The sequence below is a fragment of the Burkholderia cenocepacia genome (assembly GCF_900446215.1).
In the GTDB taxonomy this organism is placed as follows: domain Bacteria; phylum Pseudomonadota; class Gammaproteobacteria; order Burkholderiales; family Burkholderiaceae; genus Burkholderia; species Burkholderia cenocepacia.
Map to the genome: position 1 here is coordinate 250,309 of NZ_UAQZ01000015.1, position 24,334 is coordinate 274,642.

Sequence of the window (24,334 nt, forward strand, 5' to 3'; positions counted from 1 at the left end):
TTCAGTCCAATTTGTGTACCGGAAACCGCTCCGGCTTTATTTCTTGCGCGGCGAGACCGCCACCGCTCTTTCCTGCACGCCGCGCCGTGGCGCCGCGCACTGCATTCTTTCGTCGCCGCGGGCCGCTAGCCGCTAACTGCGCCCTCAACCCACGACGGCACGCACGATCAGGATCAGCACGCCGATGAACACGCCGGCCGCGATCAACGCGACGATCAGCACGTGCAGCGGATTGAGCTGCGTCGCGTCGGCCTCCAGGTCGCGCCGCTTGCGCACCCCGAAGAACGACCACAGCACCGCTTTCAGCGCCTGACCGAACGTACCGCTCCGCTTGACCTCCGTCATCGCCCCGCCTCCGTCGTCATGCATCCGGCTTCGCCGCACCCTGCGCCGCCGCCGTACTCCGCTGCGCCGGGGCCGGCGTGGCCGGGGTATTCAGCTCGAAGAACGTGTACGACAGCGTGATCGTCTTCACGTCCTTCGGCAATTTCGGGTCGATCACGAACACCACCGGCATCTTGCGCGACTCGTTCGCGGTCAGCGTCTGCTGCGTGAAGCAAAAGCACTCGATCTTCTTGAAGAACTCCGTCGCCTGCTTCGGCGCGTAGCTCGGAATCGCCTGCGCGACGACCGGCCGGCCCTGCCCGTTCGTCACGTCGTACACGATCGTCGTCAGTTCGCCCGGATGCACGTCGAGACTGTTGTGCTCCGGCTTGAAGCCGAGCGGCCCGCGCGCGTTCGCATCGAACTCGACCGACACCGTGCGGCTGTAGTCGACCTGCGAGTTCTTCACCTCGCGCTCGCTGACATCGCGCTGCACCAGGTTGTTGATGCCGGTGATCTGGCAGATCGCCCGATACATCGGGATCAGCGCGAAGCCGAAACCGAACATCAGCCCGGCCACGACGAAGAGCTTCACCAGCATCGAACGATTGAACGCGCGATCCGCGGCGCCCTCTTCCGGCTTCGACATACGACGACTTCCTCGCTACTGCGTCAGTTACTGCATCAGTGGGTGGACAGCCACCACTGCTTGATCACGACACCCACAAAAAAAACGGCGGCGATGACGAGCAGGGTGAGGCCGAGCCGCTTGTTGCCCGCGCGGATCTGCTCGGGCGTTCGTCTTTCTTGTGGATTCCGGGTCATCTGAAACTTCGCTGAAACTTCCGTTTCGCGCCCGCCGCGCCTGCCTGCGCGGCAGGCAGCGGCGGAACGCTAGGTGAAACTTATTCGACGTGCGGCGGTTGCTCGAACGTGTGGAACGGAGCCGGGCTCGGGACCGTCCACTCGAGGCCCGTCGCGCCATCCCACGGCTTGTCCGACGCCTTTTCCAGCTCGCCGCCGCCACGGTAGGCCGGCAGCGCGACCGCGAACAGGAAGTACACCTGCGCGAGGCCGAAGCCGAATGCACCGATCGTCGCCACCTGGTTGAAGTCCGTGAACTGCGCCGGGTAGTCCGCATAGCGGCGCGGCATGCCCGCGAGACCGACGAAGTGCATCGGGAAGAACGTCAGGTTGAAGAAGATCATCGACGCCCAGAAGTGGATCTTGCCGCGCGTCTCGTTGTACATCCAGCCCGTCCACTTCGGCGCCCAGTAGTACCAGCCCGAGAACAGCGCGAACAGCGAGCCGGCCACCAGCACGTAGTGGAAGTGCGCGACCACGAAGTAGGTGCCGTGATACTGGATGTCGAGCGGCGCCATCGCGAGCATCAGGCCCGTCAGGCCGCCGAACGTGAACACGAACAGGAAGCCGATCGCGAACAGCATCGGGGTTTCGAACGTCATCGAGCCGCGCCACATCGTCGCGAGCCAGTTGAACACCTTCACGCCCGTCGGCACCGCGATCAGCATCGTCGCGTACATGAAGAACAGCTGGCCGGTGACCGGCATGCCCGTGGCGAACATGTGGTGCGCCCAGACCATGAACGACAGGATCGCGATCGACGCCGTCGCGTACACCATCGAGCTATAGCCGAACAGCGTCTTGCGTGCGAACGCCGGGATCACCTGCGACACGATCCCGAACGCCGGCAGAATCATGATGTACACCTCGGGGTGGCCGAAGAACCAGAAGATGTGCTGGTACATCACCGGGTCGCCGCCGCCTGCCGCATTGAAGAACGACGTGCCGAAGTGGCGGTCGAACAGCACCATCGTGATCGCGCCTGCCAGAACCGGCATCACGGCGATCAGCAGGTACGCGGTGATCAGCCACGTCCACGCGAACATCGGCATCTTCATCAGCGTCATGCCCGGTGCGCGCATGTTCAGGATCGTCACGACGATGTTGATCCCGCCCATGATCGACGATGCGCCCATGATGTGGACCGCGAAGATCGCGAAGTCCATGCCCGGGCCCATCTGCGTCGACAGCGGTGCGTACAGCGTCCAGCCGGCCGCCGTCGCGCCGCCCGGCGCGAAGAACGAACCGACCAGCAGCACGGCCGCGACCGGCAGCAGCCAGAAGCTGAAGTTGTTCATCCGCGCGAACGCCATGTCGGATGCGCCGATCTGCAGCGGAATCATCCAGTTCGCGAAGCCGACGAACGCCGGCATGATCGCGCCGAACACCATGATCAGGCCGTGCATCGTCGTGAGTTCGTTGAAGAACTCCGGACGCATGATCTGCAGGCCCGGCTCGAACAGCTCGGCACGGATGCCGAGTGCCATCACGCCGCCCGACAGGAACATGATGAACGAGAACAGCAGGTACAGCGTACCGATGTCCTTGTGGTTGGTGGCGAACAGCCAGCGACGCCAGCCGTGCGGGGCTTCGTGCGCGTGGTCGTCGTGCGCGTGGTCCGCGGCTACGTCGTGCCCGATGCTAGACATGAGAATCTCCTAATGCGAATACGTCGACTAACTCAGCGACACGTCAAGCCGCCGGGCCGATCTCGACACGCCGGGCTTCCTTCGCGTCAGCCCCGCCCGTGATCGTTTCCGGCTTTTTGAGAATAATGTGGTCTTCCGCCACGCCTGCTGCCTTCAGCGCATCGCGCACGGCCTGCGCCCGATGCTTCGCCAGTTCGGCGTTCGCGTCGGCCGAGCCCGTCTTGTCGGTGAAGCCCGACAGCGCGAGCTTCGCGTCCGGATGTGCCTTCGCATAGTCGGCCGCGGCGGCGATCGCCGCTTTCGCGTCGGCCGGCAGCACGCTCTTGCCCGTCTCGAAGTAGATCGTCGACAGCGCGGCCGATGCCGCTGCCGCCGGCTGCTCGGCGCCCGACGCGGCTTGCGCCGGCGCCGAAGCCGCTTCCGCCGGGGCCGCTGCCGTTGCCGCGCCTGCCGTGTCTTCCGGCAGCTTGCCGTTGCGTGCGTCGGCCACTTGCTTCGGCTGCAGCAGGTCGTTCTTGTGGTTGCCCCACGAGTTGCGTTCGTACGTGACGACCGAAGCGATGTCGAGGTCCGACAGCGACGCCCACGACGGCATCGCGCCCTTGCCGTGCAGCACGCGCTCGACGTGCGCGGCGATCGGGCCGTTCACGATCGGGCTGCCGTCCATCGCCGGGAATGCGCCGAGGCCCTTGCCGTTCACCTGGTGGCAGGCCGCGCAGTTCGCCTTGTAGACTTCCTCGCCGTGCGCGACGAGTTCGGCCATCGTGTAGACCTTGTTCGGGTCGACCGCCGCGCTGGCCAGCTTGGCCTTCTGCGCCGTCACCCACTTCGCGTAGTCGTCGTCCGACAGGACTTCGACGACGACCGGCATGTACGCGTGCTCCTTGCCGCACAGCTCGGTACAGAAGCCGCGGAACGTGCCGACCTTGTCGGCCTTGAACCACGTGTCGCGCACGAAGCCGGGGATCGCATCCTGCTTCACGCCGAACGCGGGCACGTACCACGAGTGGACGACGTCGTTCGCGGTCGTGATGATGCGGATCTTCTTGTTGACCGGCACGACGAGCGGATTGTCGACTTCCTGCAGATAGGTGTCGGTGATCGGCTTCTTGCCCATCACTTCGTCGCGCGGGGTGGTCAGCGTCGACAGGAAGCCGATGCCCTCGCCCGGGCCCTTCACGTAGTCGTAGCCCCACTTCCACTGGTAGCCGGTGACCTTGATCGTGAGATCGGCGTTCGTCGTGTCCTTCATCGCGACGACGGCCTTCGTCGCCGGCAGCGCCATCAGCACGACGATGACGAACGGCACGATCGTCCAGATGATCTCGACGGTCGTGCTTTCATGGAAATTGGCGGCCTTGTGGCCCTTGGATTTGCGGTGCGCGAAGATCGAATAGAACATCACGCCGAACACGCCGACGAAGATCACCGTACACAGGATCAGCATCATCGTGTGGAGATCGTAGAGCTCCTCGGCGATCTTCGTGACAGGCGGCTGAAAGTTGATCTCGTTGACACGGGGGCCGCCCGGGCTATCACCGACCGCCAGGGCCGCACCGGCAAAGAGCAATCCGCTGCATGCCAGCACGCCCGTGAGGGCTCGCTTGATTGTTTTCATAGCATCCTTACCCAAAATTTCCATTCAAACCCTCCCCCGTCGCAAGCCACCGGCCTCGTCCGGCCGATGACCGCGCCTCGTCAGCCGCAGCGCCTGAGCGACACGCGCAGTTCGTCGGCGAACTGCGCACGCTTGTACTGCGCGAGATGCTGCCCGATTACGACGGTCTGCCCGCGCGATACAAGCCGAATCGGATCGCGTGGCGTCGCACCCGGCTCGACCCGCACCCAGCGCGGGTTGAATTCGATCTGCGTGAGCCGCTCCGCATCCATCCGCTCGATCACGAGCCGGTGCGGAAACAGCCTGATGCGCTCGTAATCGACCGCATGGCGAGCATAGATCGCAAATGCGACACCCACCGCCAGCAACTCGATTCCGGTGAAGGGCATGACGAGCCAGACCCCTCTCCACATCAGCAACGCCGCGATCGCCAGCGAGAAGCCCGCGAGCGACGCATAAAACAGCACGAATTGGCGTGGCGACACCGAACAGTTGCGTTTCATGAGCCAGTCTTCGAGGACCGGTTCGCTGTCCGCCGTCTCCGCCAAAACCCTCGCTGCTTCCATCGCCGCCTCACGCGAATGGCATGCGATGCATGCCTGCATCGGACTCGTCGCCCCGTATTGCGGGGACCCCGGGACGACAAGCTGACGCATTATAGGCGGGTTCAATGGCATCCACAAGCAAGCGCCTATCGCCCGCCAAGCCAAGTGCGACAAGCTTTCCGGCCGTTTTTGGCGCCAATTCGACCCCGCTTTGCGCCGCTAATTTCAGACATAACAAAACCCCTCTTTACCGCTTTACCGATTCTTCGGACGCCCCTTGCCGATGTCCTCGATGCGCACGATCCCGTGGCCTTCCGCGGTCGTGCGCGGCACGGCCTTCCACGCGTGGCCGTAGATCACCTCGAAGGTCAGCGGGATCGTGCCGTCCTCGCGCCGGCGCGCGTCCAGCGCGTCGCCGAGCGCCGCGCGAAAGCGTCGCGTCGCGTGCTGCGGCGCCGTGCGCCCGAACGGATAGGCACCCCAGCGGCGCACGTCGGCCAGCAGGGAGTCGGGGGATTTGTAGGTGACGGTCAGCACTTCCTGGTCCATCACGGGAATCTCGAAGCCGCTCTCGACGAGCATGTCGCCGAGGTCGTGCATGTCGACGAAATCGATCACGCGCGCGGCGGGCGGCGCGATGCCGAGCGCCGCTTCGGCGTCCGCGCAGGCCGCGCGCAGCTCGCGCAGCGTGTCCGGGCCGAGCGTGCTGAACATCAGCAGGCCGTTCACGCGCAGCACGCGCTGCCATTCAGGAAACACCGTATCGGGACGCGAATGCCAGTGGAGCGCGAGATTCGACCAGATCAGGTCGAACGCGCCACCGGGAAACGGCAGCGCGGCGAAGTCGGCCTGCGCGACGCGCGGGCCGCGCTGGCCCAGCGCCCGGCCGAGCGACGCCGGCAGCCAGCGGCGCCAGTTGGTCTGCTCGACCTCGCGCTGGCCGGCCCGCGCGAGCATCGCGCCGGACAGGTCCACGCCGAACACCGGTGCCTCCGGAAAGCGCGCGCGCAGCGCCGGCAGGTCGTCGCCCGGGCCACAGCCCGCGTCGAGTACGGCCGCGGGGCTCACCTTGATGTATTCGAGGCGCTCGTTCATCCGCTGCGCGATCTCGCGCGGCAGGAACGCGACCGCATCGAACGTGGCGGCACGGCGGTCGAAGATCCGCCGCAGGCGCCGGGTGTCATTGGCCGGACGGCCGGTTGAAGTCGAAGCTGGGGACATGTCGGGCACACTGGCGAAGAGCCCGAAGTATACTCGCTCGCCTCGCAAGCTTCATTGAGGCGGCGTGCCAGGAGTGTTGCGATGGTCCGCGGTTCCGCCGAGCGCACGATGCGCGTCGTTTTGTCGCAGGTTCGAACGCTGGTCGTGCGCGTTGCCGCGGTCGCATTGCCGAATCGCTGCGCGTTGTGCGGCAATTTGTCACACGAAGTGATTTGCGGCGCCTGCGATGCCGCGTACTGGAATGAAGCGAGGCTGCGCTGCGCGGTCTGCGCGCTGCCGCTCGGCGTCGGGCATGCGCGATCGCTTGGCGGCCGTCGTACCGGCGCCGGCCGCGCGACCGCGTACCGGTGCGACGCGTGCCGCACCGCGCCGCCGCCGTTCGATGCGACGCTCGCGCTTGCCGATTACCGCGCACCGCTCGACGGGCTCGCGCGCGGCCTGAAGTTTCACGCGCGACTCGCGCTCGGCGGCGAATTCGCGGCCCGGCTCGCCCGGCTGGTCGACGATACGCACGGCGCGAGCGGCTTCGACCTCGTTGCGCCGGTGCCGCTGTCGCACCGGCGGCTCGTCGCGCGCGGCTACAACCAGACGTGGGCGATCGCACGTCCGCTCGCGCGCCGGCTCCGCGTGCAAGCGGACGCAACCTTGCTCACGCGCGTCGCCGACACCGCGCCGCAGTCGCGGCTCGACCGGCACGCACGGCGCGACAACGTGATGTCGGCTTTCGCGGTGGCCGGCGGCGTCGCCGGCCGCCACATCGCGCTCGTCGACGACGTGATGACGTCCGGCGCGACGCTCGCGGCGGCCGCGCAGGCGCTGAAGGCGGCGGGCGCCGCGCGCGTGACGAATCTGGTTGCGCTGCGCACCGCCAGGGATTAATTAGAGAGAGAGGCCGGCCGCCGCGAATGCGGCCGTCAAGAACCGGTCGGCCGGGAGCCCGCGCGCGTTGCGCGGCTCCGGCCGGCCCAGCCAAACCGAAACATGTTCAACGTCGTCCTCGTCGCCCCCGAAATTCCGCCGAACACCGGCAACGTGATCCGCCTGTGCGCGAACACCGGCGCGCACCTGCACCTGATCGAGCCGCTCGGCTTTCCGCTCGACGACGCGCGCATGCGTCGCGCCGGCCTCGACTATCACGAGTATGCGCAAATGCGCGTGCACCGCAACTGGGACGCATTCGTCGCCTCCGAAGCGCCCGATCCCGCGCGGATGTTCGCGTTCACGACGCGCGGCTCGGGCCGCTTCCACGATCGTGCGTTCCTGCCCGGCGACTGGTTCGTGTTCGGCTCGGAAACGCGCGGCCTGCCGGCCGAGCTGCTCGAACGCTTCCCGAACGAACAGCGCGTGCGCCTGCCGATGCGACCCGACAACCGCAGCCTGAACCTGTCGAACACGGTCGCGGTGGTCGTGTTCGAGGCGTGGCGCCAGGCCGGCTTCGAAGGCGGCGCCTGACGCTCGTCGCGCGCGGCGTCGAACGCGTCAGGTTCGCGCGAGCCGTGCGCGGTACAGGTCGTAGATATCGGGAGAAAAGCACGCGAACACCACGCGTGTGAGGTTCGGCGCCTGCGCGAGCATCTCGGCGACGGTGCCGACCGCGATATCGACGGCGGCTTCGGCCGGATAGCGGTAGACCCCGCAACTGATCGCCGGGAACGCGATCGACGTCGCGGCGACTTCTTCGGCCAGCTCGATCGCGCGCCGGTAGCACGACGCGAGCAACTCGGCCTCGCCACGCGCGCCGCCGTACCAGACCGGCCCGACCGCGTGGATCACATAGCGCGCCGGCAGCCCGTGGCCGCGCGTGAGCTTCGCGTCGCCGGTGTCGCAGCCGCCGAGCGTGCGGCACTCGGCGAGCAGGCCGGGGCCGGCCGCGCGGTGAATCGCGCCGTCGACACCGCCCCCGCCGAGCAGCGAGCCGTTCGCGGCGTTGACGATTGCGTCGACCTCGAGCGTCGTGATGTCGACGACTTGCGCATCGAGCGTGGTGGAATGGATCTGCAGCATGACGACCTCGCGGAACGCCGGAGATTGTTCAAGCGTAGTCCGCTTTGGCGCCGCGCGCCCGGCGCAACCGTGCCGGGCGAACCCGGCTCGCGCTACTCGGCGCGCGCGTCGCGGCGCAACAGGCCGCTGACGGCGTCGCGCGGCGCGATGCCGTCGAACAGCACCCCGCACACGGCTTCCGCAATCGGCATTTCGATCGATTGCGCGCGCGCGAGCGCCAGCACGGCCTGCGCGCAGCGCACGCCTTCGGCCACGTGGCCGAGCGCGCCGAGGATGTCGTTGAGCGTGCGGCCGGCCGCCAGTTGCAGGCCGACCGTGCGGTTGCGCGACAGGTCGCCCGTCGCGGTGAGGATCAGGTCGCCGAGGCCCGTGAGGCCCGTGAAGGTTTCCGCGCGGCCGCCGAGCGCCACGCCGAGCCGCGACATTTCGGCGAGGCCACGCGTGATCAGCGCGGCGCGTGCGTTCAGCCCGAGGCCGAGGCCGTCGGAAATGCCGGTCGCGATCGCCAGCACGTTCTTCACCGCGCCGCCGACCTCGACGCCGACCACGTCGTCGCCCGTATAGATCCGCATCGCGCCGTGATGGAACGCGGCGAGCGTGCGCTCGCGGCATCCGGCCGACGTGCTCGCCACCGTCAATGCGACGGGCAGCGACTGCCCGACCTCGCGCGCGAAACTCGGGCCCGACAGCACGCCGTTGCTCTGCTGTCCGGGCAGCTCGGCCGCGATCACCTGATGCGGCAGCAGGTGCGTGTCGGCCTCGAAGCCCTTGCAGACCCAGACGATATGCGCGGGCACGCAGCCGGCATCGCGCATCGCGTGACACAGCGTGCGCAGCCCGGCCACCGGCGCGGCGATCACGCACAGCGCGTCGTCCGCGGCGCCATGCGCGAGCGCGACGCCGAGATCGGCGTCGTAGCGCAGCGCGTCAGGCAACGCGATGCCGTCCAGATAGCGGGAATTTTCGTGCCGGGCCTGCAGCCCGGCGATGAGCGCGGCGTCGCGCGCCCACAAAAGCGTATCGTGCCGCGCGGCCAGATGGCCCGCGAGCGCGGTGCCCCAGGCACCGGCGCCGAGAACGGCTACTTTCATACCCAGCACCGGTCCGAGCGAAACGTCAGTTCAGCGTCGTGCCATTCGGCGCGCCGTTCGGTGCGCCTGCCGCACCAGCCTGCTGCTGGAGCTGCGCGAGACGCTGCTCGTACAGCGCCTGGAAGTTGATTTCCGCGAGGTGGATCGGCGGGAAGCCGGCGCGCGTGATCGCGTCGGCGATGTTCGAGCGCAGGTACGGGAACAGGATCGTCGGGCATGCGATGCCGACGAGCGGGTCGAGCTGTTCGTCCGGAATGTTGCGAATGTCGAAAATGCCGGCCTGCTTCGCTTCGATCAGGAACGCGACCTTGTCCTTCACCTTCGCGGTGACGGTACCCGACACGACGACTTCGAACACGCTTTCCGCGAGGCGGTCGGCCTTGACGTCGACTTCGACTTCAACCGACGGCATGTCCTGCTCGAGGAAGATCGCCGGCGAATTCGGCTGCTCGAGCGACATATCCTTCAGGTAGACGCGCTGGATGTTGAAGAACGGTTGGTTTTCGACGTCGGACATGGTGTTTCCCTAAAAGTGGTGACGGGGCGGCCCGGCTGTTCGCCGGCCGCCACGGATGAATCCTGCGCGCCCAAGCCGCGGCGCGGCCGGCGGCCATTCTGCCCTAATCAGGCCGCTTGCAGAAGCGGCACGAGGCCGCCTTCGCGGTCGAGCTTCGACAGATCGTCGTAGCCGCCGACGTGCGTGTCGCCGATATAGATCTGCGGCACCGTGCGGCGCCCCGTGCGCGTCATCATTTCCTCGCGGCGGGCCGGATCGCGATCGATCAGCACCTTTTCGATCTGCTCGACGCCGCGCAGCTTCAGCAGGCGCTCGGCCTGCATGCAATACGGACACACCTGCGTGCTGTACATCAAAACCTTGTTCACTTCGCCACTCCTTGTTTGACGACCGGCATCCCGGCCTGCTGCCAGGCGGCCACGCCGCCTTCGAGCACGTGCACCTCGGCGTACCCCGCCGCCTCGACCTCGCGCGCCGCCTTCTGCGACTGCTGGCCGTTCTGGCAGACGAGCAGCACCGGGGTGCTCTTGTTCTTCGCGACCTGCGCAATTTTCGCGCCGATCTCGCCCGCCGCGACCTGACGCGCCGACGGCAGGTGGCCGGCGGCGAAGTCGGACGCGGCGCGCAGGTCGATCACGACCGCGTTGCGGCGATTGATGAGCTGCGTCGCCTCGGCGGCCGACAGGCCGCCGCGGCCGCGGCGCAGGGCCGGCCATGCGAGCAGGCCGCCAGAAACCAGCAGGATCGCGATAAGGGCCAGGTTCGTGTAATTGGTAAAGAACGTCACGGAATGCCGCCGGAAAAAGAGAAATCGGATGAGGACAATCCCGCCATTATAAAATAACCGTCTTGCGCGATGTCGGGCCCCGGTTCGGTCCCGTGCGACGCGCCCCGCTTCCCTATCACTACCGACCGCAAGATCCATGTACAAACTCGTTCTCATCCGCCACGGCGAATCGACGTGGAACAAGGAAAACCGCTTCACCGGCTGGGTCGACGTCGACCTGACCGAACAGGGTCGCAACGAGGCCTATCAGGCCGGCGAATTGCTCAAGGAGGCCGGCTACACGTTCGACATCGCGTACACGTCGGTGCTCAAGCGCGCGATCCGCACGCTGTGGCACGTGCAGGACAAGATGGACCTGATGTACCTGCCGGTCGTCCATTCGTGGCGCCTGAACGAGCGCCACTACGGTGCGCTGTCGGGCCTGAACAAGGCGGAAACGGCCGCCAAATTCGGCGACGAGCAGGTGCTCGTGTGGCGTCGCAGCTACGACACGCCGCCGCCCGCCCTCGAGCCGACCGACGAACGCGCGCCGTTCAACGACCCGCGCTACGCGAAGGTGCCGCGCGAGCAGCTGCCGCTCACCGAGTGCCTGAAGGACACGGTCGCGCGCGTGCTGCCGCTGTGGAACGAGTCGATCGCGCCGGCGGTGCGCGCCGGCAAGCAGGTGCTGATCGCCGCGCACGGCAACTCGCTGCGCGCGCTGATCAAGTACCTCGACGGCATCTCGGACAGCGACATCGTCGGCCTGAACATCCCGAACGGCGTGCCGCTCGTCTATGAGCTCGACGAGAATCTGAAGCCGATCAAGCACTATTACCTCGGCGACCAGGAAGCGATCGCGCAGGCGCAGGCCGCCGTCGCGAAGCAAGGCAAGGCGGGCTGACGCCCGACGCGGCGGGCAGGCCCGGTTCCGGCGCGGCGCGCCCGGCCCCGGTCGCCCGCTGCACGCTGCACGCCGCGCGAACCTTCGCGGCCCCGCTGCGGTCGAACCCGCTTTCGAACCGCAGCGCCCCCGCCGGGGCCTCTGCGGCCTTTTCGACGCTTTTCGCGCCGTTCCACTGAGTTATCGGACGAACAGTTATACTTGTCCGCTACATCCCCGCTACCGCCACGCGCTTCCCGACCGCACCAGACTCTCTATGCGAATGAATTTGAAGAACATCGGCCTGATTGCCGCGGGCCTCGCCACGGGCGTGTTCGCCACGCTGCAGGTTTCCGCATCGGCCGAGCAGACCGCCACGGCGCCGCTTCCCCTCGACCAGCTCCGCCTGTTCGCGGAGGTATTCGGGCAGATCAAGCGCGAGTACGTCGAACCGGTCGACGACAAGAAGCTGCTGACGGCGGCGATCAAGGGCATGGTGTCGAGCCTCGATCCGCACTCGTCGTTCCTCGACAAGACCGACTATGACGAGCTGCAGGAGCAAACGAAGGGCCGCTTCGCGGGTCTCGGCATCGAGATCTCGCAGGAAGACGGCCTCGTCAAGGTGATCTCGCCGATCGAGGACACCCCCGCGTTCCGCGCCGGCATCCGTCCGGGCGACCTGATCACGCGCATCAACGACAAGCCGGTGCGCGGCATGACGCTCGACAAGGCCGTCAAGCAGATGCGCGGCGAGCCGGGCACCAAGGTCACGCTGACGATCTTCCGCAAGAGCGACGACCGCACGTTCCCGGTCACGGTCACGCGCGCGATCATCAAGGTCCAGAGCGTGAAGATGAAGATGCTCGATCCGGGCTACGCGTATGTCCGCATCACGAGCTTCCAGGAGCGCACGACGCCCGATCTCGCGCAGAAGCTGCAGGACATCGCGCGCCAGCAACCGAACCTGAAGGGCCTCATCCTCGACCTGCGCAACAACGGCGGCGGCCTGCTGCAGAGCGCGGTCGGCGTGGCCGGCGCGTTCCTGCCGCCCGACTCGGTCGTCGTGTCGACCAACGGCCAGATCCCCGATTCGAAGCAGGTCTACCGCGATACGTACGACAACTATCGCCTGCCGTCCTTCGACGGCGATCCGCTGAAGAACCTGCCGCCGATCTTCAAGACCGTGCCGATGATCGTGCTGACGAACGCGTATTCGGCGTCCGCGTCGGAAATCGTCGCCGGTGCGCTGCAGGATTCGAAGCGCGCGCAGATCATGGGCAAGACGACGTTCGGCAAGGGTTCGGTGCAGACGGTGCGCCCGATGACGGCCGACACCGCGCTGCGTCTGACCACCGCGTACTACTACACGCCGAGCGGCCGCTCCATCCAGAACAAGGGCATCACGCCGGACGTGCCGGTCGATCAGTACGCGGACGGCGATCCGGACGACGTGCTCGTGACGCGCGAGGTCGACTACACGAACCACCTCGCGAACACGCAGGATCCGAACGAGAAGAAGGAGCAGGAAGAACGCGAACAGCGCCGGATGGATCAGCTGCGCATTCTCGAAGAGCAGAACGACAAGAAGACGCCGGAGCAACGCCAGAAGGATCGCGATCGCAAGCCGATCGAGTTCGGCAGCGCCGACGACTTCATGATGCAGCAGGCGCTCAACAAGCTCGAAGGCAAGCCGGTCCAGGAATCGAAGTCGCTGCTCGCCGAGAGCACGACCAAGAGCCCGGCCGCGAAGGCGGCGACGGCGTCGAAGGCATCGGGCGCAAGCGCCGCGAAGCCGGCTTCCGCACCGAAGCCCGCATCCGCGCCGAAGTAAGCGCCGGCCGGCATCGAACGGGCCATCGCGGGAAGACCGCGATGGCCCGTTTTTCATGCGCGCCTAAAATAACGAACGTCCGCCCGCCTCGCTCACGACTCCCCATGAACGACGATCAACTCCTTCGCTACTCCCGCCACATCCTCGTCGACGAGATCGGCATCGAGGCGCAGCAGCGCTTTCTCGATGCGCATGCGATCGTCGTCGGCGCGGGCGGCCTCGGCTCGCCGGCCGCGATGTATCTCGCGGCGTCCGGAGTCGGCACGCTCACGCTCGTCGACGCCGACACGGTCGACCTCACGAACCTGCAGCGGCAGATCCTGCACGTGACGGCCTCGGTCGGCCGCAGCAAGGTCGAGTCGGGGCGCGACGCGCTCGCGCAACTGAACCCCGAGGTGACGGTGAACGCGGTCGCGGAGCGCGTCGACGATGCGTGGCTCGACGCGCACGTGCCGCATGCGAGCGTCGTGCTCGACTGCACCGACAACTTCGCGACGCGGCACGCGATCAATCGCGCGTGCGTCGCGCACGGCGTGCCGCTCGTGTCGGGCGCCGCGCTGCGCTTCGACGGCCAGATCAGCACGTTCGACTTCCGCGACGCGGCCGCGCCCTGCTATGCGTGCGTGTTCCCGGAAGACCAGCCGTTCGAGGAAGTCGCGTGTTCGACGATGGGCGTGTTCGCGCCGACCGTCGGGATCATCGGCGCGATGCAGGCGGCCGAGGCGCTGCGCGTGATCGGCGGCATCGGCAAGACGCTCAACGGCCGGCTGATGATGCTCGATTCGCTGCGGATGGAATGGACGACGATGAAAATCGCGCGCCAGGCCGACTGCCCCGTGTGCGGGGGTCGGCACTGACGCGCGACGGGCATGCGCTGGACGCGCATGCGTGACACTTCGCGACAGTTGGCGGCGACGAAAACGCCTACGCGGCCGCGTCCGCCCGCGGCTCGGCGACCGACAGCCGCTGCAGCGCCGCCTGCACTTCCTCCGGCTCGAACGCGGCCAGCACGTCGGCCGTCGGCTTTTCGAGCGCCTTCAGGTGCGCGCGCAGGATCTCCTGCTTCACGACGAGCAACTGGCTCGGGTGCATCGAGAACTCGGTGAGCCCCATCCCGAGCAACAGGCGCGTGAGCGCCGGGTCGCCCGCCATCTCCCCGCACACCGACACCGACACGCCCGCGCGCTTCGCTTCGCGCAGCGTGTACGCGATCAGATGCAGCACGGCCGGATGCAGCGGGTCGTACAAGTGCGCGACCGCGTTGTCCGCGCGATCGATCGCGAGCGTGTACTGAATCAGGTCGTTCGTGCCGATCGACAGGAAGTCGAAGCGCTTCAGGAACAGCGGCAGCGCGATCGCCGCGGCCGGGATCTCGATCATCGCGCCGAGGCGCACGTTCGGATCGTATGCGAGCCCCGCGTCGTCAAGCTGGCGCTTCGCCTCGCGGATCAGGTCGAGCGTCTGGTCGATCTCCTGCGCATGCGCGAGCATCGGGATCAGGATCTTCACCTGGCCGAACGCGGACGCGCGCAGGATCGCACGCAACTGCGTGAGGAACATCTGCGGCTCGGACAGGCTCCAGCGGATCGCGCGCAGCCCGAGCGCCGGGTTCGGCGCCGTTTCGTAGCCTTCGTCGAGCGCCTCGAGCGGTTTATCGGCGCCGACGTCGATCGTGCGGATCGTCACCGGCATGCCCTTCATCCACTCGACGGCCCGCTTGTACGCGGCGAACTGCTCCTCCTCTTCCGGCATCTCCTTCTGATGCATGAACAGGAACTCGGAGCGGAACAGGCCGACGCCGACCGCGCCGGCCTCGACGGCCGCCTTCGCGTCGTCGGGCAGCTCGATGTTCGCGTACAGCTCGATCTTCGTGCCGCACAACGTTTGCGTCGGCGAGAACTTCAGGCGCTGCAGCTTGCGTTGCTCCAGCAGCTTCTCGGACTGGCGGTACGAATATTCCTCGAGGACGATCGGCGCCGGATCGACGATCACGATGCCCTGGTCGCCGTCGACGATGATCAGGTCGTCCTGGCGGATCAGCGAGCTCGCGTGCTGCACGCCGACCGCGGCCGGAATGCCGAGACTGCGCGCGACGATCGCCGTGTGCGACGTGCGCCCGCCGAGATCGGTGACGAACGCCTGGAACGACTGCGTCTTGAACTGCATCATGTCGGCCGGCGCGATGTCGTGCGCGACGACGATCATGTCGTTCGTGCCGTTCCTGGCCGCGCCGTCGAGCGCCTGCGACGCGGACGGCGCACCGGCGAGCGCCTTCAGCACACGCTCGACCACTTGCTCGATGTCGGCCTTGCGCTCGCGCAGGTACTCGTCCTCGATGTCGTCGAAATGGCGCGTCAGCAGTTCGAGTTGCTCGGTCAGCGCCCATTCGACGTTGTAGCGGCGCGTGCGGATCAGGTCGATGGTTTCCTGCACGAGCATCTCGTCGCTCAGGATCATCGTGTGGACGTCGATGAATGCGCCGACTTCGCTCGGGGTGTCGTCGGTCAGGTCGGCGCGCAGCGCTTCGAGCTCGCGACGCACGACGTCGAGCGCCGTGCGGAATCGCTCCACTTCGGCGTCGATCTGGTTGGCCTCGATCAGGTAATGGGCGACGTCGAGCGCCGCCGGCGCGATCAGATACGCTCGCCCGATCGCGATACCTCGTGAGACGGGAATGCCATGCAGCGTGAAGGACACGCGCACCTCCTCTGTACAAGTAAAGCCGCGGCACACTGCTGCGATGCGCTTATGACCCCGGTTAGCGATTATAAATTCCGCGACTCCCTGCTGACTGCATGCAGCGCAGCATTGCGCATTCCGCATCAATGCTTCCGACGAAAAAAATGCCGCGAGATCCGCGGCATTCTGACTGGAAACGGCAATGATTCCGCGTGGCGATCACTGGCCTTCGCCGAACTTGTCGGCGATCAGCTTCAGCAGCGCGTCCATCGCTTCCCGCTCGTCGGGCCCTTCGGTTTCGATCGTCACGGTGCTGCCGATGCCGGCCGCCAGCATCATCACGCCCATGATGCTCTTCGCATTGATCTTGCGCCCGTTGCGTGTCATCCAGACTTCGGACTGGAAGTTGCCGGCCAGTTGCGTAAGCTTGGCCGATGCGCGCGCATGGAGCCCCAATTTATTGACGATGGTGGTTTCTTGTTGAAGCATGATTCTCGGTCGGGTCGGTCTGGACCGCCGGCGGCACGCGTCGGCGGGTCGGTCTAAAACGGAAAACGGCGGCTCAGTGCGATTCGGTGCGCGGTTGCGGCTCCGGCGGAATCGGCGCGCACTGGCCGCAGCCGGTTTCCGTCGGCGGCGGCGGCGTGCCGGACGACACCTCGTGGACGCCCTTCGCGCCGCCGGACAGCGCCTTGTCGACCAGCTTGTCGAGCGGCACGGTGCGGTAGCAGACGGCTCGCACGAGCATCGGCAGGTTCACGCCGGCCAGCACGCGCACGTTGTCGAGCTTCGCGAGCTGGCCCGCGATGTTCGCGGGCGTCGCGCCGTACATGTCGGTCAGTACGACCACGCCGTTTTCTTCCCGCAGCCGCGCGAGTTCCGCGTGCGCAAACGCCATCACCTGGGTCGGATCGCTGTCCGCCATCACGTCGATGCAGCCGATGCGGGCAGGTACGCCGCCGTAGATGTGCGCGATACAGTCCCGCAGCGCGGTGGCGAGCGGGGCGTGCGCGATGATCAGGATCCCGGCCATGTCAGATCGCTCCCGGCCGCCCCTGGCGGGCCGATACCCCGCGGCGGGGCAATGAGCGTAGCGAGTGTGGGGAACGTTTCATGTTCAGCCTTGCAACAGTGTCGGCCCGACCGCCGGGCCTTCGGTGCGCCGATCACGGCACCGGGCGAGCGGGCATTGTAGCAGGCCGGTCAAGCTGCTCCGGCGACGGGGGACCTGCGCGGCCGCCGCCGGGGTTGCGCGGGAAACGGGTCGGGCCTACGCGGCCGCACGCTCCAGCGCGTCGATGAACATCGCGGCGACGTCGAAACCCGTCTGCTCCATGATCTCGCGGAAGCACGTCGGGCTCGTGACGTTCACCTCGGTCAGCCAGTCGCCGATCGCGTCGAGCCCGACCAGCAGCAGCCCGCGCGATGCGAGCACGGGCCCGAGCGTGTCGGCGATCTCGCGGTCGCGGGCCGTCAGCGGCTGCGCGACGCCGAGCCCGCCCGCGGCGAGATTGCCGCGCACCTCGCTGCCCTGCGGAATCCGCGCGAGCGAATACGGCACCGGCTCGCCGCCGATCAGCAGGATGCGCTTGTCGCCGGCCTTGATCTCGGGAATGAACTTCTGCGCCATCACCGAGCGCGTGCCGTCGTGGCTCAGCATCTCGACGATCGAACCGAGGTTCATGCCGTCCGGCTTCACGCGGAACACGCCCATCCCGCCCATCCCGTCGAGCGGCTTCAGGATCACGTCGCCGTGCTCGGCGTGGAACGCGCGCAGCCGTTTCGCGTCGCGCGTGACGAGCGTCGGCGCGACGAACTGCGGAAACTCGCCGATCGCGAGCTTCTCCGAATGGTCGCGGATCGACTGCGCCTTGTTGAACACGCGTGCACCCGCGCGCTCGGCCAGCTCGAGCAGCCACGTCGACGTCACGTACTCCATGTCGAACGGCGGATCCTTGCGCATCAGCACCGCGCCGAACGATTCGAGACGGCGCGCGTCGACCGGGCCCGCGTCGAACCAGGTGTCGCGATGCAGGTCGTCCAGCTCGCCGACGAACGTGATGCGCCGCACGTCGGCCTCGACGGCCGAGCCCGTCCACGCGAGGTGGCGCGGCTCGCACGCGTACACCGCATGCCCGCGCCGGGCGGCCTCCACCATCATCGCGTAGGTCGAATCCTTGTAGATCTTGAAATGCTCGAGCGGGTCGGCGATAAAAAGAATGTCCATGCGGGTCCTGTACGTAGCGAAGCCGTTACACCTGGATGGCTTCGGGATCGGTCTTTTCCAGTTCGATCGACGACGCGATCAGCGACAGCCGCGCGACGACGCCGTACATGTAGAAACGGTTCGGCGGCGCGGCGCCCGGCTTGGCGCCTGCATCCGGCAGCGCGGTGTGCTCGAAGCCGAGCGGCACGTAGTGCATGCCCGGCGCGTTCAGGTTCTGGTCGCGCTCGCGGCCGCCGTGCGTGCGGTAGAAGCCGCCGACCACGTAGCGGTCGATCATGTAGACGACCGGCTCGGCCACTTCGTCGCCGACGCGCTCGAACGTGTAGACGCCTTCCTGCACGATCACGTCGCGCACCGCGAGGCCGGCCTTCGATTCGGCCATCTGCGCGCGCTCGGCCTTCGTCATGCGGCCGATCTCGGCCGCGTCGTGCACGGTCATCACGCCCCGGCCGGCGGTGCCCGCGTCGGCCTTCACGACGACGTACGGCTTCTCGCTGATCCCGTATTCGCGATACTTGCGCGCGATCTTCTTCAGCACGCCGTCGATCGCGTCGGCGAGCGCCTGCTCGCCTTCATGCGCCTGCCAGTCGACGCCTTCCACGTGCGCGAAATACGGATTCACCATCCACGGATCGACGCCGACCATCTTCGCGAACTTCTTCGCGACGTCGTCGTAGCACGAGAAATGCGTCGACTTGCGGCGCACGGCCCAGCCTGCGTGCAGCGGCGGCAGCAGGTACTGCTCGTGCAGGTTTTCCAGCACGGCCGGGATGCCGGCCGACAGGTCGTTGTTCAGCAGGATCGAGCACGGATCGAAATTCTTCAGGCCGAGGCGGCGCTGCGAACGCTCGAGCGGTTCGAGCACGATCTTCTGGCCGTCGGCCAGCGTGATCGGCGTCATGTCGGTGATGCTCGGGTCGAGCGAGCCGAAGCGCACGTTCAGGCCGGCCTGGCGCATGATCGTCGCGAGGCGCGCGACGTTTTCCAGGTAGAACGCGTTGCGGGTCGGCAGCTCGGGAATCACGAGCAGATTCTTCGCGTCCGGGCAGATTTTCTCGATCGCGGCCATCGCGGCCTGCACGGCGAGCGGCAGCACTTCGGACGGCAAATTGTTGAATGCGCCGGGAAACAGGTTCGCGTCGACGGGCGCCAGCTTGAAGCCGGCATTGCGCAGGTCCACCGAACAATAGAACGGCGGGGTGTGTTCCTGCCATTCGAGCCTGAACCAGCGTTCGATCGCAGGCGTCGCGTCGAGGATCTTCTGCTCGAGTTCGAGCAGCGGACCGTTCAACGCGGTAACGAGGTGGGGAACCATGAATCACTCGCGAGCGGGAGAATGAAGATTGTAGAGCAATTGCCTTGCCCATTTGGGGATTGTTCCCGGCTTCGCAAGGATATCGAGGAACTTTTCGGCTATTGACCCGATAGAGTGAAGGGTTATCCGCTACGGCAGCGGGTGGCAGGAGAAAAAAAGCCCGCCGGGTAGGCGGGCCGAAGTCGCTGCGCTCATTCGGGGCGGGCGCCGTCGTCGCGGCGGCCCGCCGTTGATTCGTGTGACTTATTCCACGTGCTCGCCGTGCAGGATCACGTCGAGACCTTCGCGCTCTTCCTCTTCGGTCACGCGCAGGCCGATCGTCAGGTCGATCAGCTTCAGCAGCACGAAGCTCAGCACGCCGCTGTAGACCAGCGTGATCAGCACGCCCTTGGCCTGCAGCAGCAGGCTGCCGTCGAAGCCGCCGATGTCCTTGACCGCGAATACGCCCGTTAGCAGCGCGCCGAGAATCCCGCCGATGCCGTGCACGCCGAACGCGTCGAGCGAATCGTCGTAGCCGAGCTTGGACTTGAGCCAGGTTGCCGACCAGAAGCAGACGACGCCCGCCGCGATACCGATCACCAGTGCGCCCGCCACGCCGACGAAACCGGCGGCCGGCGTGATCGCCACGAGACCCGCGACCGCGCCCGACACGATGCCGAGCACCGACGGCTTGCCCTTCGCGATCCACTCGGCAAACATCCAGCCGAGCGCCGCGCAGGCGGTCGCCACTTGCGTGGTCAGCATCGCGAAGCCGGCACGGCCATCGGCCGCGACCGCGGAGCCCGCGTTGAAGCCGAACCAGCCGACCCACAGCATCGAGCCGCCGATCATCGTCAGCACCAGGTTGTGCGGCGCCATCGATTCACGGCCGTAGCCGACGCGCTTGCCGAGCACGAGGCACGACACGAGGCCCGCGATACCGGCGTTGATGTGCACCACCGTGCCGCCCGCGAAGTCGAGCACGCCGTCGGCCGACAGCCAGCCGGTCGGCTCCCACACCATGTGCGCGATCGGCACGTAGACGATCAGCGACCAGAGCGTCATGAACACGAGCATCGCCGAGAACTTCATCCGGTCGGCGAACGCGCCGCAGATCAGCGCCGGCGTGATGATCGCGAACGTCATCTGGTAGACGAAGTAGACCGATTCCGGAATCGTCGTCGCGAGATGGCTGACCGTCAGCGTCGTCGCCTTGTCGCCCTTGATGTAGTTCATGCCGTGCAGGAACGCGCGCGACAGGCCGCCGATGAAGCCGTTGCCCGGCGTGAACGCGAGGCTGTAGCCGACCACCGTCCACAGCACCGTGATCACCGCGGTGATCGCGAAGCTCTGCATCACGGTCGCGAGCACGTTCTTCTTGCGGACCATGCCCGCGTAGAACAGCGCGAGGCCCGGGATCGTCATGAACAGCACGAGCGCGGTCGACGTCAGCATCCACGCGGTGTCGCCCGCGCTGATCTTCGACGAATCGACCGAGAACGGGGCGGTGGGCGCGGCCGGGGCGGCCGGCGCGGACGCGGCGGCGGCAGCCGATGCGTCGGTCGCGCCCGAAGCCGGTGCGGCCGCAGCGGCGGTGGCGGATGCGTCGGCGCTCGGCGCCGAAGCGGCCGGTGCGGCGGCAGCCGATGCGTCGGAAGCGGTGGCGGCAGGCGCGGAACCGGCCGCGGCGGACGCCGCGTCGTCCGCGAGCGCGGAGCCGACGCCGGCCGCGATCAGCGAGCCGGCCATCAGCAGGGACATCAGAAGTTTGCGCATCTTGGGTTTCCTCTTGTCGCTTGTCTTGTGTGTTCTGTTACAGCGCGTCCGCGCCCGTCTCCCCGGTGCGAATCCGGATCACCTGTTCGATCGGCGTGACGAAGATCTTGCCGTCGCCGATCTTGCCCGTGCGCGCGGCCCGCTCGATCGCTTCCACCGCCTGGTCGACGAGATCGTCGGACACGGCCGCCTCGATCTTCATCTTCGGCAGGAAATCGACCACGTATTCGGCGCCGCGATACAGCTCGGTGTGCCCCTTCTGGCGCCCGAACCCTTTCACCTCCGTCACCGTGATGCCCGAGACGCCAAGCGCCGACAGCGCCTCGCGCGTCTCATCGAGCTTGAACGGCTTGATGATTGCGGTAATGAGTTTCATGAAGTCCTCTCGCTGGGTTGTCCCGTCGAATGAGTTGGAATGTTGTAACGGACTCTTCTCAGCAACTCGCATGCCATGTTCGTCCGAACACCGTCTCGAAGGGCTTCGAAGCGGGGTCGCATCCCGCGGTGTAAGGCGCGGAAGCCCGGCCGAATGGCCAACATGGCCCGGTTTGCTGGCGCGGCGAAAGGATCGTTGCTAGAGTGCACGCACGTCCCGGATCGCCGGGCCATTCACCCATGCGGGCGCCATGCCCGGAATTCGCGCCCCGCGCGCACCATTTCCGGTCATGCGTGCATCATGGGCACGTACGCAACTGAAGATGCACATTTTTTGTGCAAGGAAGGGAAATCACATGAAGCAACCCAGCGACGTTTTCAACGATCTGCAGTCGCGCGTCAGCGATTTGCTGAAAAACTCGCCGGCCAAGGACGTCGAGCGCAACGTAAAGGCCATGCTGTCGCAAGGCTTCTCGAAGCTCGATCTCGTCACGCGCGAGGAATTCGACACCCAGGCACAGGTGCTCGCCCGCACCCGCGTGCGCCTCGAGGAACTCGAAAAGCGCGTCGCGGAACTCGAGCAGAAGCTCGCCGCCCCGCAGGCCTGACGCCCCACCCGGCCAAACGGTCCGGGCGCGGGCCGCCTCGTGCGGCCCGCGCCCCCACCCCCGAAGCCGGTCCCGCTCTTCGTCGTCCGTCGTTCTTCGCAGCACCCTCCGCTCTTCGCAGTCCATCGCTCTTCGCAGTACGTCGTTCCGCAACACCTCGTTCTTTCCCCCGCGCCACGCCGGCAAGCGCGCACCCGATTCCTCCGATTCCCGCGGCATGCGGCCCCGAACGGCCGTCGTCCGCCCGTTCACAGGAGCCTCGCCATGTCGCTCGCCGTGGTGCGCAGTCGCGCGCCCGCCTCCGGCCGCGCGCCGGACGTCACCGTCGAAGTCCATCTCGCCAACGGATTGCCGTCGTTCTCGATCGTCGGGCTGCCCGATCTCGAAGTCCGCGAAAGCCGCGAGCGCGTGCGCGCCGCGCTGCAGAACTGCGGATTCGAATTCCCGGTACGCCGCATCACCGTCAATCTCGCGCCGGCCGACCTGCCGAAGGAATCGGGCCGCTTCGACCTGCCGATCGCGCTCGGCATCCTCGCCGCGAACGGCCAGATCCCGGCCGACGCGCTGGCCGGCCGCGAATTCGCGGGGGAACTGTCGCTGACGGGCACACTGCGGTCGATGCGCGGCGCGTTCGCGATGGCGTGCGGCGCCGCGCGGGACTGGCGTGCGGCGGAATCCGGCGCGGGCCTCGCCGGCGGCCCGGGCCCGGATTCCGGCGCCGCGCGCGATTCCGTCGCGACCTCGCGACCGCCCGAGCTGTACCTGCCGCTCGACAGCGCCGCCGAGGCCGCGCTCGTGCCGGGCGTGACCGTGTTCGGTGCGCGCGACCTGCCCGCGCTGTGCGCGCACCTCGCGGATGCGCCGGACGGGCGGCTCGCGCCGGTCGCGGCGCCCTGTCTCGACGGCCTGCCGGCGCCCGCCGCGCCCGACCTCGCGGACGTCGTCGGCCAGCGCGGCGCCCGGCGCGCGCTGGAAGTCGCGGCCGCGGGCGGCCATCACATGCTGATGGTCGGGCCGCCCGGCGCCGGCAAGTCGATGCTGGCCGCGCGGCTGGCCGGGCTCCTGCCGCCGCTGACCGACGACGAGGCGCTGACCTCGGCCGCGCTGCTGTCCGCGAGCCGGCTCGGCTTCTCGCCCGCGCAGTGGCGCCGCCGGCCGTTCCGCGCGCCGCATCACTCGTCGAGCGCCGCCGCGCTGGTGGGCGGCCGCAATCCGCCGCAGCCGGGCGAAATCACGCTCGCGCATCTCGGCGTGCTGTTTCTCGACGAACTTCCGGAATTCGACCGGCACGTGCTGGAAATGCTGCGCGAGCCGCTGGAAGCCGGCCGCATCACGATCTCGCGCGCGGCCCAGCAGGCCGACTTCCCCGCCGCGTGCCAGTTGATCGCCGCGATGAACCCGTGCCCGTGCGGCTGGCACGGCGATCCGTCCGGGCGCTGCCGCTGCTCGCCGGACGTGGCCGCCCGCTATCTGCGCAAGCTGTCGGGGCCGCTGCTCGACCGCATCGACATCCAGATCGACCTGCCCGCGCTGTCGCCGGCGGAACTCGCGACCCGCGCGACGGCACCCGGCGAGCCGAGCGCGGCGGTGGCCGCCCGGGTCGCCCAGGCGCGGGCGCTGCAGCTCGATCGGCAAGGCAAGACGAATCACATGCTGAGCGGCCGCGAAACCGACGACCTGTGCCGGCCGACCGACGAAGGCGAGCGGCTGCTGCGCGAGGCCGGCGAGCGCTTCGGCTGGTCGGCGCGCGCGTATTTCCGCGTGCTGAAAGTCGCGCGGACGATCGCCGACCTGGCCGGCGACCCGCTGCCGACGGCCGCGCAGATCGCCGAGGCGATCCGCTACCGGCGCGCGCTGACGGCGCTGTGAGCGCGCTGGGAGGACAAAATCAGGCTGTCAAGACTTGACTTATGCACAATTTCGCGAATCCGGCCCCGGTTCGCGACTCGCCGCGGCCTTTGCCGGACGGAATTCGTATCCCATTGTTTTGATTGATTTTTCTCAAAGGGCGTACGGACGGCCAAACGGGCCGGAAGGCCGTCCGGCGCGGCTCTGCGGGAAA

The 24,334-nt window shown here is 67.4% G+C and carries 26 protein-coding genes; 7 read left to right on the top strand and 19 right to left on the bottom strand.

The annotated features are described in order from the left end of the window. Nucleotides 1-144 precede the first annotated feature (144 nt). The 7 genes from DTA15_RS30855 to DTA15_RS30880 form a co-directional block, all read right to left on the bottom strand. A complete protein-coding gene (locus DTA15_RS30855) occupies nucleotides 145-345 on the bottom strand; it encodes a DUF2970 domain-containing protein (protein ID WP_006486367.1) in 201 nt (66 codons plus the stop codon). Nucleotides 346-361: 16 nt separating this feature from the next. Then, on the bottom strand, nucleotides 362-973 hold the full coding sequence (locus DTA15_RS30860) for a cytochrome c oxidase assembly protein (RefSeq protein ID WP_006486387.1): 612 nt from the start codon (nucleotides 971-973) through the stop codon (nucleotides 362-364). A gap of 35 nt (nucleotides 974-1,008) precedes the next feature. After that, the gene (locus DTA15_RS38755) at nucleotides 1,009-1,149 is read right to left on the bottom strand and encodes a cytochrome oxidase small assembly protein (protein WP_006486385.1); all 141 of its coding nucleotides are present in this window, start codon (nucleotides 1,147-1,149) and stop codon (nucleotides 1,009-1,011) included. Between the two features lie 80 nt (nucleotides 1,150-1,229). Beyond that, complete coding sequence (ctaD, locus tag DTA15_RS30865; RefSeq protein ID WP_006477731.1) at nucleotides 1,230-2,837, bottom strand: cytochrome c oxidase subunit I; 1,608 nt, start codon at nucleotides 2,835-2,837, stop codon at nucleotides 1,230-1,232. A gap of 43 nt (nucleotides 2,838-2,880) precedes the next feature. Beyond that, nucleotides 2,881-4,479: a cytochrome c oxidase subunit II gene (gene coxB / locus DTA15_RS30870; RefSeq protein WP_006477730.1), complete on the bottom strand. Its 1,599-nt coding sequence runs from the start codon at nucleotides 4,477-4,479 to the stop codon at nucleotides 2,881-2,883. A 56-nt stretch (nucleotides 4,480-4,535) separates the two neighbouring features. Further along, nucleotides 4,536-5,060 carry a DUF2244 domain-containing protein gene (locus DTA15_RS30875; RefSeq protein ID WP_006486400.1) on the bottom strand — a complete coding sequence of 175 codons (525 nt, stop codon included), beginning with the start codon at nucleotides 5,058-5,060 and terminating at the stop codon, nucleotides 4,536-4,538. Between the two features lie 195 nt (nucleotides 5,061-5,255). Then, nucleotides 5,256-6,221, bottom strand: a complete 966-nt coding sequence (locus tag DTA15_RS30880) for a methyltransferase domain-containing protein (RefSeq protein ID WP_012492383.1) — start codon at nucleotides 6,219-6,221, stop codon at nucleotides 5,256-5,258. 81 nt (nucleotides 6,222-6,302) lie between these two features. Between DTA15_RS30880 and DTA15_RS30885 the strand changes: the two genes are divergently transcribed. Further along, the gene (locus tag DTA15_RS30885; RefSeq protein ID WP_006481563.1) at nucleotides 6,303-7,100 is read left to right on the top strand and encodes a ComF family protein; all 798 of its coding nucleotides are present in this window, start codon (nucleotides 6,303-6,305) and stop codon (nucleotides 7,098-7,100) included. 102 nt (nucleotides 7,101-7,202) lie between these two features. Further along, entirely contained in the window at nucleotides 7,203-7,673 is a 471-nt protein-coding gene (gene trmL / locus DTA15_RS30890; RefSeq protein WP_006481560.1) for a tRNA (uridine(34)/cytosine(34)/5-carboxymethylaminomethyluridine(34)-2'-O)-methyltransferase TrmL, read from the top strand. A 27-nt stretch (nucleotides 7,674-7,700) separates the two neighbouring features. On the opposite strand, the gene DTA15_RS30895 is transcribed toward trmL, so the two are convergent. The 5 genes from DTA15_RS30895 to DTA15_RS30915 all read right to left on the bottom strand — a co-directional run bounded on the left by DTA15_RS30895 (nucleotide 7,701) and on the right by DTA15_RS30915 (nucleotide 10,620). Next, the gene (locus DTA15_RS30895) at nucleotides 7,701-8,225 is read right to left on the bottom strand and encodes an O-acetyl-ADP-ribose deacetylase (protein WP_006481556.1); all 525 of its coding nucleotides are present in this window, start codon (nucleotides 8,223-8,225) and stop codon (nucleotides 7,701-7,703) included. Between the two features lie 92 nt (nucleotides 8,226-8,317). Further along, the gene (locus tag DTA15_RS30900; protein WP_006481559.1) at nucleotides 8,318-9,316 is read right to left on the bottom strand and encodes an NAD(P)H-dependent glycerol-3-phosphate dehydrogenase; all 999 of its coding nucleotides are present in this window, start codon (nucleotides 9,314-9,316) and stop codon (nucleotides 8,318-8,320) included. 25 nt (nucleotides 9,317-9,341) lie between these two features. Then, entirely contained in the window at nucleotides 9,342-9,833 is a 492-nt protein-coding gene (gene secB, locus DTA15_RS30905; protein WP_006481561.1) for a protein-export chaperone SecB, read from the bottom strand. A 107-nt stretch (nucleotides 9,834-9,940) separates the two neighbouring features. Further along, the gene (gene grxC / locus DTA15_RS30910; RefSeq protein ID WP_006477722.1) at nucleotides 9,941-10,201 is read right to left on the bottom strand and encodes a glutaredoxin 3; all 261 of its coding nucleotides are present in this window, start codon (nucleotides 10,199-10,201) and stop codon (nucleotides 9,941-9,943) included. Continuing rightward, entirely contained in the window at nucleotides 10,198-10,620 is a 423-nt protein-coding gene (locus DTA15_RS30915) for a rhodanese-like domain-containing protein (protein WP_006481558.1), read from the bottom strand. Before DTA15_RS30915 ends, grxC begins: the two co-directional genes overlap by 4 nt. Before the next feature lie 136 nt (nucleotides 10,621-10,756). Between DTA15_RS30915 and gpmA the strand changes: the two genes are divergently transcribed. The 3 genes from gpmA to DTA15_RS30930 all read left to right on the top strand — a co-directional run bounded on the left by gpmA (nucleotide 10,757) and on the right by DTA15_RS30930 (nucleotide 14,170). Beyond that, nucleotides 10,757-11,503 (top strand): 2,3-diphosphoglycerate-dependent phosphoglycerate mutase, encoded by a 747-nt coding sequence (gpmA, locus tag DTA15_RS30920; protein ID WP_006481562.1) that lies wholly within the window; start codon nucleotides 10,757-10,759, stop codon nucleotides 11,501-11,503. Between the two features lie 256 nt (nucleotides 11,504-11,759). Then, nucleotides 11,760-13,313: a S41 family peptidase gene (locus DTA15_RS30925; protein ID WP_006487071.1), complete on the top strand. Its 1,554-nt coding sequence runs from the start codon at nucleotides 11,760-11,762 to the stop codon at nucleotides 13,311-13,313. Nucleotides 13,314-13,417: 104 nt separating this feature from the next. Continuing rightward, nucleotides 13,418-14,170: a HesA/MoeB/ThiF family protein gene (locus DTA15_RS30930; protein ID WP_006487067.1), complete on the top strand. Its 753-nt coding sequence runs from the start codon at nucleotides 13,418-13,420 to the stop codon at nucleotides 14,168-14,170. A gap of 67 nt (nucleotides 14,171-14,237) precedes the next feature. On the opposite strand, the gene ptsP is transcribed toward DTA15_RS30930, so the two are convergent. From ptsP to DTA15_RS30965, 7 genes are all read right to left on the bottom strand, one after another. Beyond that, nucleotides 14,238-16,010, bottom strand: coding sequence for a phosphoenolpyruvate--protein phosphotransferase (gene ptsP, locus DTA15_RS30935; RefSeq protein ID WP_006487070.1), 1,773 nt, complete (start codon nucleotides 16,008-16,010; stop codon nucleotides 14,238-14,240). Nucleotides 16,011-16,211: 201 nt separating this feature from the next. Next, on the bottom strand, nucleotides 16,212-16,481 hold the full coding sequence (locus DTA15_RS30940) for an HPr family phosphocarrier protein (RefSeq protein ID WP_006477716.1): 270 nt from the start codon (nucleotides 16,479-16,481) through the stop codon (nucleotides 16,212-16,214). A gap of 73 nt (nucleotides 16,482-16,554) precedes the next feature. Then, the gene (locus DTA15_RS30945; RefSeq protein ID WP_006487073.1) at nucleotides 16,555-17,025 is read right to left on the bottom strand and encodes a PTS sugar transporter subunit IIA; all 471 of its coding nucleotides are present in this window, start codon (nucleotides 17,023-17,025) and stop codon (nucleotides 16,555-16,557) included. Nucleotides 17,026-17,262: 237 nt separating this feature from the next. Continuing rightward, on the bottom strand, nucleotides 17,263-18,219 hold the full coding sequence (gshB, locus tag DTA15_RS30950; protein WP_006487068.1) for a glutathione synthase: 957 nt from the start codon (nucleotides 18,217-18,219) through the stop codon (nucleotides 17,263-17,265). Between the two features lie 25 nt (nucleotides 18,220-18,244). Next, a complete protein-coding gene (gene gshA / locus DTA15_RS30955; RefSeq protein ID WP_006477713.1) occupies nucleotides 18,245-19,534 on the bottom strand; it encodes a glutamate--cysteine ligase in 1,290 nt (429 codons plus the stop codon). A gap of 243 nt (nucleotides 19,535-19,777) precedes the next feature. Further along, a complete protein-coding gene (locus DTA15_RS30960; RefSeq protein ID WP_006499054.1) occupies nucleotides 19,778-21,289 on the bottom strand; it encodes an ammonium transporter in 1,512 nt (503 codons plus the stop codon). A 37-nt stretch (nucleotides 21,290-21,326) separates the two neighbouring features. Then, nucleotides 21,327-21,665 (bottom strand): P-II family nitrogen regulator, encoded by a 339-nt coding sequence (locus DTA15_RS30965; protein ID WP_006398175.1) that lies wholly within the window; start codon nucleotides 21,663-21,665, stop codon nucleotides 21,327-21,329. 355 nt (nucleotides 21,666-22,020) lie between these two features. Between DTA15_RS30965 and DTA15_RS30970 the strand changes: the two genes are divergently transcribed. Together DTA15_RS30970 and DTA15_RS30975 are read left to right on the top strand one after the other, a co-directional pair. Then, nucleotides 22,021-22,272 (top strand): accessory factor UbiK family protein, encoded by a 252-nt coding sequence (locus DTA15_RS30970; protein WP_006489451.1) that lies wholly within the window; start codon nucleotides 22,021-22,023, stop codon nucleotides 22,270-22,272. A gap of 264 nt (nucleotides 22,273-22,536) precedes the next feature. Next, nucleotides 22,537-24,141 (top strand): YifB family Mg chelatase-like AAA ATPase, encoded by a 1,605-nt coding sequence (locus DTA15_RS30975; protein ID WP_012492380.1) that lies wholly within the window; start codon nucleotides 22,537-22,539, stop codon nucleotides 24,139-24,141. Nucleotides 24,142-24,334: the final 193 nt, after the last annotated feature.

What these genes read in the sequence shown, in the direction of transcription:
- DTA15_RS30855 (WP_006486367.1), bottom strand. Translation starts at nt 345, where the DNA reads ATGACGGAGGTCAAGCGGAGCGGTACGTTCGGTCAGGCGCTGAAAGCG.
- DTA15_RS30860 (WP_006486387.1), bottom strand. Translation starts at nt 973, where the DNA reads ATGTCGAAGCCGGAAGAGGGCGCCGCGGATCGCGCGTTCAATCGTTCG.
- DTA15_RS38755 (WP_006486385.1), bottom strand. Translation starts at nt 1,149, where the DNA reads ATGACCCGGAATCCACAAGAAAGACGAACGCCCGAGCAGATCCGCGCG.
- ctaD (WP_006477731.1), bottom strand. Translation starts at nt 2,837, where the DNA reads ATGTCTAGCATCGGGCACGACGTAGCCGCGGACCACGCGCACGACGAC.
- coxB (WP_006477730.1), bottom strand. Translation starts at nt 4,479, where the DNA reads ATGGAAATTTTGGGTAAGGATGCTATGAAAACAATCAAGCGAGCCCTC.
- DTA15_RS30875 (WP_006486400.1), bottom strand. Translation starts at nt 5,060, where the DNA reads ATGCAGGCATGCATCGCATGCCATTCGCGTGAGGCGGCGATGGAAGCA.
- DTA15_RS30880 (WP_012492383.1), bottom strand. Translation starts at nt 6,221, where the DNA reads ATGTCCCCAGCTTCGACTTCAACCGGCCGTCCGGCCAATGACACCCGG.
- DTA15_RS30885 (WP_006481563.1), top strand. Translation starts at nt 6,303, where the DNA reads ATGGTCCGCGGTTCCGCCGAGCGCACGATGCGCGTCGTTTTGTCGCAG.
- trmL (WP_006481560.1), top strand. Translation starts at nt 7,203, where the DNA reads ATGTTCAACGTCGTCCTCGTCGCCCCCGAAATTCCGCCGAACACCGGC.
- DTA15_RS30895 (WP_006481556.1), bottom strand. Translation starts at nt 8,225, where the DNA reads ATGCTGCAGATCCATTCCACCACGCTCGATGCGCAAGTCGTCGACATC.
- DTA15_RS30900 (WP_006481559.1), bottom strand. Translation starts at nt 9,316, where the DNA reads ATGAAAGTAGCCGTTCTCGGCGCCGGTGCCTGGGGCACCGCGCTCGCG.
- secB (WP_006481561.1), bottom strand. Translation starts at nt 9,833, where the DNA reads ATGTCCGACGTCGAAAACCAACCGTTCTTCAACATCCAGCGCGTCTAC.
- gpmA (WP_006481562.1), top strand. Translation starts at nt 10,757, where the DNA reads ATGTACAAACTCGTTCTCATCCGCCACGGCGAATCGACGTGGAACAAG.
- DTA15_RS30925 (WP_006487071.1), top strand. Translation starts at nt 11,760, where the DNA reads ATGCGAATGAATTTGAAGAACATCGGCCTGATTGCCGCGGGCCTCGCC.
- DTA15_RS30930 (WP_006487067.1), top strand. Translation starts at nt 13,418, where the DNA reads ATGAACGACGATCAACTCCTTCGCTACTCCCGCCACATCCTCGTCGAC.
- DTA15_RS30940 (WP_006477716.1), bottom strand. Translation starts at nt 16,481, where the DNA reads ATGCTTCAACAAGAAACCACCATCGTCAATAAATTGGGGCTCCATGCG.
- DTA15_RS30945 (WP_006487073.1), bottom strand. Translation starts at nt 17,025, where the DNA reads ATGGCCGGGATCCTGATCATCGCGCACGCCCCGCTCGCCACCGCGCTG.
- gshB (WP_006487068.1), bottom strand. Translation starts at nt 18,219, where the DNA reads ATGGACATTCTTTTTATCGCCGACCCGCTCGAGCATTTCAAGATCTAC.
- gshA (WP_006477713.1), bottom strand. Translation starts at nt 19,534, where the DNA reads ATGGTTCCCCACCTCGTTACCGCGTTGAACGGTCCGCTGCTCGAACTC.
- DTA15_RS30960 (WP_006499054.1), bottom strand. Translation starts at nt 21,289, where the DNA reads ATGCGCAAACTTCTGATGTCCCTGCTGATGGCCGGCTCGCTGATCGCG.
- DTA15_RS30965 (WP_006398175.1), bottom strand. Translation starts at nt 21,665, where the DNA reads ATGAAACTCATTACCGCAATCATCAAGCCGTTCAAGCTCGATGAGACG.
- DTA15_RS30970 (WP_006489451.1), top strand. Translation starts at nt 22,021, where the DNA reads ATGAAGCAACCCAGCGACGTTTTCAACGATCTGCAGTCGCGCGTCAGC.
- DTA15_RS30975 (WP_012492380.1), top strand. Translation starts at nt 22,537, where the DNA reads ATGTCGCTCGCCGTGGTGCGCAGTCGCGCGCCCGCCTCCGGCCGCGCG.